7 protein-coding genes are annotated in these 7,156 nt (G+C 60.8%); 5 read left to right on the top strand and 2 right to left on the bottom strand.

From position 1 onward, the window contains the following. Nucleotides 1-340: 340 nt before the first annotated feature. Nucleotides 341-1,867, bottom strand: coding sequence for a sulfatase-like hydrolase/transferase (locus GKR99_20460; GenBank protein ID NKB29793.1), 1,527 nt, complete (start codon nucleotides 1,865-1,867; stop codon nucleotides 341-343). Between the two features lie 12 nt (nucleotides 1,868-1,879). Next, a complete protein-coding gene (locus tag GKR99_20455; GenBank protein NKB29792.1) occupies nucleotides 1,880-2,722 on the bottom strand; it encodes an SIS domain-containing protein in 843 nt (280 codons plus the stop codon). 163 nt (nucleotides 2,723-2,885) lie between these two features. On the opposite strand from GKR99_20455, the gene GKR99_20450 reads away from it, so the two are divergent. The 5 genes from GKR99_20450 (at nucleotide 2,886) to GKR99_20430 (ending at nucleotide 7,123) form a co-directional block, all read left to right on the top strand. After that, complete coding sequence (locus tag GKR99_20450; protein ID NKB29791.1) at nucleotides 2,886-3,662, top strand: N-formylglutamate amidohydrolase; 777 nt, start codon at nucleotides 2,886-2,888, stop codon at nucleotides 3,660-3,662. Beyond that, the gene (locus GKR99_20445) at nucleotides 3,655-4,254 is read left to right on the top strand and encodes a TRAP transporter small permease subunit (protein ID NKB29790.1); all 600 of its coding nucleotides are present in this window, start codon (nucleotides 3,655-3,657) and stop codon (nucleotides 4,252-4,254) included. The genes GKR99_20450 and GKR99_20445 overlap by 8 nt, the downstream gene beginning before the upstream one ends. Beyond that, a complete protein-coding gene (locus tag GKR99_20440; protein ID NKB29789.1) occupies nucleotides 4,251-5,573 on the top strand; it encodes a TRAP transporter large permease subunit in 1,323 nt (440 codons plus the stop codon). The genes GKR99_20445 and GKR99_20440 overlap by 4 nt, the downstream gene beginning before the upstream one ends. Before the next feature lie 9 nt (nucleotides 5,574-5,582). After that, complete coding sequence (locus GKR99_20435) at nucleotides 5,583-5,999, top strand: VOC family protein (protein ID NKB29788.1); 417 nt, start codon at nucleotides 5,583-5,585, stop codon at nucleotides 5,997-5,999. 92 nt (nucleotides 6,000-6,091) lie between these two features. Next, nucleotides 6,092-7,123, top strand: coding sequence for a twin-arginine translocation signal domain-containing protein (locus tag GKR99_20430; protein NKB29787.1), 1,032 nt, complete (start codon nucleotides 6,092-6,094; stop codon nucleotides 7,121-7,123). Nucleotides 7,124-7,156: the final 33 nt, after the last annotated feature.

The raw sequence follows: 7,156 nt of genomic DNA, 5'->3' as shown, positions 1-7,156 counted from the left end.
ATGCCGGCGCCTATCTGCCGTTCGAAGGCTGGGCGCGGCGCGTTACTTCGGTTGTGGTCGAGGATCTGCAATCCTCCAGCCAGTCGATCTATACCGCGCCACAAGTTGCCACCCAGCAGGGCGCGAACAAGGATCAGATCACGCTCGGCTGGTCGCAGGCGGTGAACGGCAAAGTTCAGGTGACGGTGCGGATGGACAACCCGGTCTAGGCTTATTCGGGGCCGGCTAGAGGGCTTTCCATCCCGCCATCATTGACCCAAAATTATCCCCGCCGGAGGCATTAAACTTTTTCTTTAGCGCGCAGGGTTACAAAACCCTGCGCGCTTTTGCATGACGTCCGCTATCTGCGGGCTGTGGTGACCGGGCCGTCGGCCGTGATCTGTGTCGCCGATAACGTGTGATCTGCGTTCTGCATCCGGTGGCTCAGCAGTGTTTGCGTCATCTCCAGCAACACGGACGCCATCGCCGGATCATCGGCCAGATTGCGCATTTCCCCGTCGCCCTCGCGGTCAAACAGCAGCGGCGGCAGCGTATCTGCGAAGTGGGTCAACGTATAACGCGGTCCGCGCAACACTGCGAAATTCGCACCCGATGCGTGCAGGTTGTGCGTTGTCTGCCAAAGCGTGGGGGCAACGGGGTTGCCAAAATCCAGCTCGCTATAGCTATGGGTGCGCCAATCGTCCGGCGTGTCACCTTGCAAGAACACCTTTAGGGATCGCCCGTCCATCGACGGCGGCGCCGCCAGTCCGAGGCAGTCGAGGATCGTCGGGGTCACATCCACGGATTCACTTGGGCGCGTGACTTCGGTGCCGTGGGCGTCCGGCTGCGTCGGATCGCGGATGATCAGGGGCGTGTGCCAAGCGGCGTCATAGGGGCTCATCTTGCCCCAGGTATGGTGATCGCCCAGCATCTCTCCGTGGTCGGCGGTGACGACCAGCAGGGTGTCATCCCATTGGCCGCTGTCTTTCAGAAATGCGATGATGCGCCCGATGTGGACGTCCACTTCGGCGGCAAGGCCAAGGTAAATTGCGCGTAAGTCCTGGACGGTGGTGTCGTCATTGCCCAGATCGGGAAATCCATCCACCAGCGCGGCGGCGTTGGCGGGGGTGAAGAAGGGATGGGTCGCCAGTTCTGCCGACTGTGACCCATGCCGGTCGGGCAGGGGCAGTGTGTCTGGGTCGATCATCCGGTTATAGGGCGCGGGCGCGACCAGGGGCGGGTGTGGCCGGATATAGGTCAGATGGGCGAACCAGGGCCGATCTCCGCGTGCGCGCAGGTGCGTCAGGCAGGCGTCGGTCAGAAAGGCCGTGTCGCTGTCTTCAGCCCGGTAGAAGGCAGGATCATCGACACGGCGCAGCTGATCAGCTTGCGCAACCGGCACATAGAATTCGGTGTACTCGGGAATATCGTAGCCTTTGGCCACAAGCGAGGCGCGCCATGGAAAGCTTTCATCAGCGCCCATTTCGACAGTCTGCACGAATCCCGGCATGACCCGCTCGTAGGTTCGCAAATCCGGGTCAACCAGCTGGTGCAACCTTGGGTCGAGCGTGGTGTCGGTATAGCCAAACAGCAGCGGCAGGTGCCCACCCTTGCGCACTTCGGTTGCCAGGTTCGACGTGTCATGGCGCAGCGGCGCGCCATTTCGGACCGAGCGGTGGTTCATCGCGTATTGCCCGGTCAGGAGCGAGGCACGCGACGGCCCGCAAGGGTTTGCAACAGAATGATGATTGGTAAAGCTGACGGCCGCACCCATCAGGGCGCGCAGGTTCGGCAGCGGCACGTGATCGGCCAGCGCGCCGTGCAACAAGTCGGCGCGCATCTGGTCGATGATGATGAACATCACATTGCGGGGGGGGATCTGTGTCATGGGGGTTCGCAGTCAGCTGGGTTTGCGGAAAATCCGGGTCAGTTTGTGCAGTTCTTCCAACGCGTCATAGCGCTTGCTGGCCCGGGGCCAATCCTCTTCCTGCACCGCCGCGATCATCGCTTCAAGCAGCAGCATCGTCGCGATGTTGCTGTCCCATGCCGAGGGGACCTGAACCCAGCAGGGAAACACGAAGGGTGCGACCTTGGAGACGGGCGAGGCCCATTGATCGGTGATCAGAACAACTTTCACGCCGCGTTCCGTCGCCAGTTCGGCAAGGCGCATCAGATTGGTTTCGTACCGGCGGATGTCGAACATCAGGATCACGTCGCCCGGTCCCATATCCAGCACGTAATGCGGCCATGTCGCCGCCGAGCTTGTCATGTGGGTCACGTTCTCGCGGATCGCCTGAAAATGGGTGAAAGCGTATTCGGCCAGGGCGCGCGTCACCCGGCCGCCGACCACGTATAGATGGCCTTCGGCGTTGGCCATCTCGGCAACGGCGGCGTCAAAGGCATCGGTGTTGAGGTTGGAAAACGTTTGCCCGAGGTTGACCATCACCGCTTCGGAAAACCGGTTCAGCATGTGCGATTCCGGCGCGGCGGCGGCCCAGACCTCGCGCTTTTTGACCGGGCCGGACAGGGTCGCCTCCAACTCGTCCCGCAGGGCTTTGTGGAATTGCGGATAGCCTTTGAAGCCCAGCTTTTGCACCATCCGTGCGACCGTCGGCGTTGAAACGCCGGCGTTTTCCGCCACGATGGTGATCGAGGCAAGCCCCGCCACGGGATAGTTTTCCAGCAGCGACGCTGCCAGTTTGCGCTCGGACACGGTAAGGCCGTCAAAAGCCTCGTGGATCATGTCGCGTACGGTGCGGAAGGCGTCGGTCAAGGGCGGAACTCTTGCAAATGGTTTGCCAGCTTAGGCACAAACGTCGTGCCCTGACCAGCCGTTGAAAGTATATTGACAGTCTAGTGATCCCAAGAAAGGATATTGTCAGAATGTCTGGGGGGAGTCGGGCCGGATGGCCAATGCGGCAGATCGCGAACAGGTGGTTGAGGTGATCAATCCCGGTGCCGCCGGGCCTGTCGTTCTGGTGTGCGAGCATGCCTCGTCCCATATCCCGGCAGAGTTTGCGGATCTTGGGTTGAGCGCGGCGGATCGCCTGAGCCATGCAGTCTGGGATCCGGGTGCCGAGGCTTTGGGCCGCGCGATGGCCGAACGGCTTGATGCGCCGTTTGTCGCAGGTCGGATGTCGCGTTTGCTTTACGATTGCAATCGTCCGCTGTCGTCCGAAGCGGCGATGCCAAAACAAGTCGAACTGGTCGCCGTGCCGGGGAATGCGGGGCTGACCGCCACAGATCGCGCCGAACGCGCGGATCGGTTTTATGAGCCGTTCAGAGCAACGGTTGCGGCAACACTGGATGGCGCTGCGGCCCCAGTGCTGGTCACGATCCACAGCTTCACGCCGACCTATTTCGGCGAACCTCGGGCGGTCGAGATTGGGATTCTACACGATAGTGACACGCGGTTGGCTGACGCCATGCTGGGAAACAACGGACCACTGTCTCACTGGCGCGTTGCGCGCAATGAACCCTATGGCCCGGCAGACGGGGTGACCCACACGCTGAAGGAGCACGCGCTTGCGCGCGGCATCGCGAATGTAATGATCGAAGTGCGCAACGACCTTCTGACGTCCGAGGGCGAGGTTGCGCGCATCGCCGACGCGATGGTTGCCAGCCTGACGACAGCGCTGGCGACACTAGACGGCGCCAAATCGGTCGCGGCACATCATGCCTAGAGTTTTTCTGAGCTATATCCGCCTGGTCGACGGGCTGAACCGCCGTGTCGGGCGGTTCATCATGTACGGCATCTTTGCGTTGATGGCGATTTTGCTGTGGTCGTCGATTTCAAAGACCTTCTTCAACCCGTCGCTGTGGACGCTGGAACTGGCGCAGTTTGCCATGGTGACCTATTACATCCTGGGCGGGCCTTATTCGATCCAACTGGGCTCGAACGTGCGGATGGACCTGTTTTACGGCGAATGGGACGATCGCAAGAAGGCCTGGTTTGATGCCTTCACGATCTTCTTCCTGATCTTCTATCTTTGCGTTCTGCTTTGGGGGGCGCTGGGCTCCACCGCTTATTCGGTCGGCTATTTCGGGCGCGAGCCGATCCAGTTTTTCGGCGAACTCGGCGGGAGCCTGCTGACCGGCGGGCCGGAGGCGGCGGCTGAAAAGCTGGGCTTCCTGGAACGTTCATCAACCGCGTGGCGGCCTTACATGTGGCCGATCAAATCGATCATGATCCTTGGGTTCTTCCTGATGCTGTTGCAGGCGATCAGCGAGTTTCTGAAGGACGTCGCGCGCATTCGCGGGGTAGAGGTGGCATGAGCCAGGAATGGATCGCCATCATCATGTTCGCGACCATGATGCTGATGCTGATGACCGGGCAGCGGGTGTTCGGGGCCATCGGATTTGTCGGTGTGGTGGCGGCCCTGTTGCTGTGGGGGCCGAACGGGGGCGGGGCCGACATTGGATTTTCAGCGGCGATGAAGCTGATGAAATGGTTCCCGCTGCTGACCCTGCCGATGTTCATCTTCATGGGCTACGTGCTAAGCGAATCGAAGATCGCCGATGACCTGTACCGCATGTTCCACGTCTGGATGGGGCCATTGCGCGGGGGGCTCGCCATCGGGACGATCCTGCTGATGGTGCTGATCTCGGCGATGAATGGTCTCAGTGTCGCAGGGATGGCCATCGGGGCGACGATTGCCTTGCCGGAGTTGCTGAAGCGTGGATACGACAAACGGATGGTGACCGGGGTCATTCAGGCCGGGTCGAGCCTTGGTATCCTCGTCCCGCCTTCGGTCGTGTTGGTGCTTTATGCGATGATTGCACGGCAACCGGTCGGTCAGCTGTGGCTGGCCGGGGTCATTCCGGGGCTGATGATGGCCGGGATGTTCATCATCTACATCGTGATCCGCTGCCGGATAAACCCGGAACTTGGCCCGGCGCTTCCTGCTGAGAACCGCGATATCCCGCGCGTTGAGAAGATGCGCCTGCTAAGCGCGGGTCTTCTGCCGCTGGGTATCTTCGCGGTGATGATGGTGCCCTTTGTGAACGGCTGGACCTCGCTGGTGGAAAGCAGCGCGGTGGGCGCGTTGGCGGCGTTTCTGGCGGCGGTCGTCAAGGGGCGGATGACGCGGCAGGTGTTCGAGAATTCGGTGCGTAACACGCTTGGAATCTCCTGCATGTTCATGTGGATCATTCTGGCGGCACTTGGCTTTGGCGCGGTATTCGATGGCCTTGGGGCGGTTAACGCCATTGACGATCTGTTCACCGAACGCTTGGGCCTTTCCCCCTGGATGATCCTGATGCAGCTGAGCTTCATCCTGATGGGCACGTTCCTGGATGACACCGCGATGCTGGTCATCGTCGCGCCGCTTTACGTGCCGCTGGTCGCGGTGCTGGGCTTCGATTTGATCTGGTACGGGGTGCTTTATACGATCACCACGCAGATCGCATACATGACGCCGCCGTTCGGGTATAATCTGTTCCTGATGCGCGCCATGGCCCCGCCCGAGATTATGCTGATCGACATCTATCGCTCGATCATTCCGTTTGTCTTCGTGATGGCGCTGGCGCTGGCGCTGGTGATGATCTTCCCGCAGATCGCGCTGTGGCTGCCACAAACCGTCTATGGGAACTGAGGGGGACCAATGAAGCTCGACTTCCACCATATCAATTTCGTCTCGGGCGATGTCGACCGGATGCATGACTTCTATACGAAAGTGCTGGGTCTGGACGACATGCCGGTTGCGCATTTCCCACGGACCGAGGCGGCGGATGGCAAGGGGTTTGACGGCAAGATCCGGTTTGCCACCGATGGCGGGATGCAGATGCATCTGGCCGAGCGGGCAATGGATATCGCCTTCCACAACGGGCAGGTGATCAACCCCCTTGAGCGTGTCCATATCGCCTTTCGTACCGACGATCTGCCCGCGTTCCTGGCCACTCTCGACGCCGAGGGCATACCTTATTCCGATTATGGCACCGCCTTTTCCATGGATTGGCATCAGGTGTTCTTTCACGACCCCGAAGGCAATGTGATCGAGGTGCATCAGCAGGTGGCCTGACAAAGGGGACAAGCCTCGTAACAGACGGGGCCAATAACGCCGCAAAGCGGTATTTCATGGGGCATCCGCCCCGCCAACTGAAAGGATCAGACATGACTTCAAGACGCAAGTTTATCGCAGGGGCCGCCGTTGCACCTGCCGCTGCGCTGGCCACGCCCGCGCTGGCGCAAAGCCAGATCAAATGGCGGATGCAAACCTATGCCGGCCCCGCGCTGGCCGCCGAGGTCATCGTGCCGGCCATCGAGATGTTCAACAAGATCGCCGGCGATCGCATGAACATCGAGCTGTTCTTCGCAGACCAGCTGGTCCCCACCGGAGAGCTGTTCCAGGCGATGCAGCGCGGCACGATTGATGCGGTGCAGTCGGACGATGACTCGATGGCCTCACCCACCGAAGTGACGGTGTTCGGCGGCTACTTCCCGTTCGGGTCGCGGTATTCGCTCGACGTGCCGGTGCTGTTCAACCAGTACGGTCTGAATGAGATCTGGGATGCCGAGTATTCCAAGGTCGGCGTCAAGCACATCTCTGCCGGTGCCTGGGATCCCTGCCACTTTGCCACCAAAGACCCGATCCGGTCGCTGGCCGATCTGGAAGGCAAGCGGGTCTTCACCTTCCCGACCGCCGGGCGCTTCTTGTCCCAGTTCGGCGTCGTGCCGGTGAACCTGCCGTGGGAAGACATCGAGGTTGCTGTGCAGACCGGCGAACTCGACGGCATCGCTTGGTCGGGCATCACCGAGGATTACACCGTTGGTTGGGCCGATGTGACCAACTATTTCCTGACCAACAACATCTCGGGCGCCTGGGCGGGATCGTTCTTTGCGAACATGGATCGCTGGAACGAACTGCCCGAAGACCTTCAGACGCTGTTCCGCGTGTGCTGCGACCAGTCGCATTACTATCGTCAGTGGTGGTACTGGGGTGGTGAGGCGAACCTGCGCGTCAACGGCACCAAGATGGAGCTGACCTCGACCCCCGACGCCGAATGGCAGACGGTCGAAGACGCTGCCGTCAAGTTCTGGGACGAGATCGCAGCCGAGTCCGAAACCAAGGCCAAGGTTGTCGAGATCTTCAAGAAGTACAACGCCGACATGGTGAAGGCCGGACGGCCCTACCGCTACGGTTAAGACTAAACTCTCGGGGCGCAGCAAATGCGCCCC

The organism is Paracoccaceae bacterium, assembly GCA_012103375.1.
GTDB lineage: Bacteria > Pseudomonadota > Alphaproteobacteria > Rhodobacterales > Rhodobacteraceae > WLWX01.
This window is presented reverse-complemented; position numbering and strand designations above follow the sequence as displayed.

Excerpts from the sequence above, each read along its gene's own strand:
- GKR99_20440 (NKB29789.1), top strand. The coding sequence starts at position 4,251 with ATGAGCCAGGAATGGATCGCCATCATCATGTTCGCGACCATGATGCTG.
- GKR99_20435 (NKB29788.1), top strand. The coding sequence starts at position 5,583 with ATGAAGCTCGACTTCCACCATATCAATTTCGTCTCGGGCGATGTCGAC.
- GKR99_20450 (NKB29791.1), top strand. The coding sequence starts at position 2,886 with ATGGCCAATGCGGCAGATCGCGAACAGGTGGTTGAGGTGATCAATCCC.
- GKR99_20455 (NKB29792.1), bottom strand. The coding sequence starts at position 2,722 with ATGATCCACGAGGCTTTTGACGGCCTTACCGTGTCCGAGCGCAAACTG.
- GKR99_20460 (NKB29793.1), bottom strand. The coding sequence starts at position 1,867 with ATGACACAGATCCCCCCCCGCAATGTGATGTTCATCATCATCGACCAG.
- GKR99_20430 (NKB29787.1), top strand. The coding sequence starts at position 6,092 with ATGACTTCAAGACGCAAGTTTATCGCAGGGGCCGCCGTTGCACCTGCC.
- GKR99_20445 (NKB29790.1), top strand. The coding sequence starts at position 3,655 with ATGCCTAGAGTTTTTCTGAGCTATATCCGCCTGGTCGACGGGCTGAAC.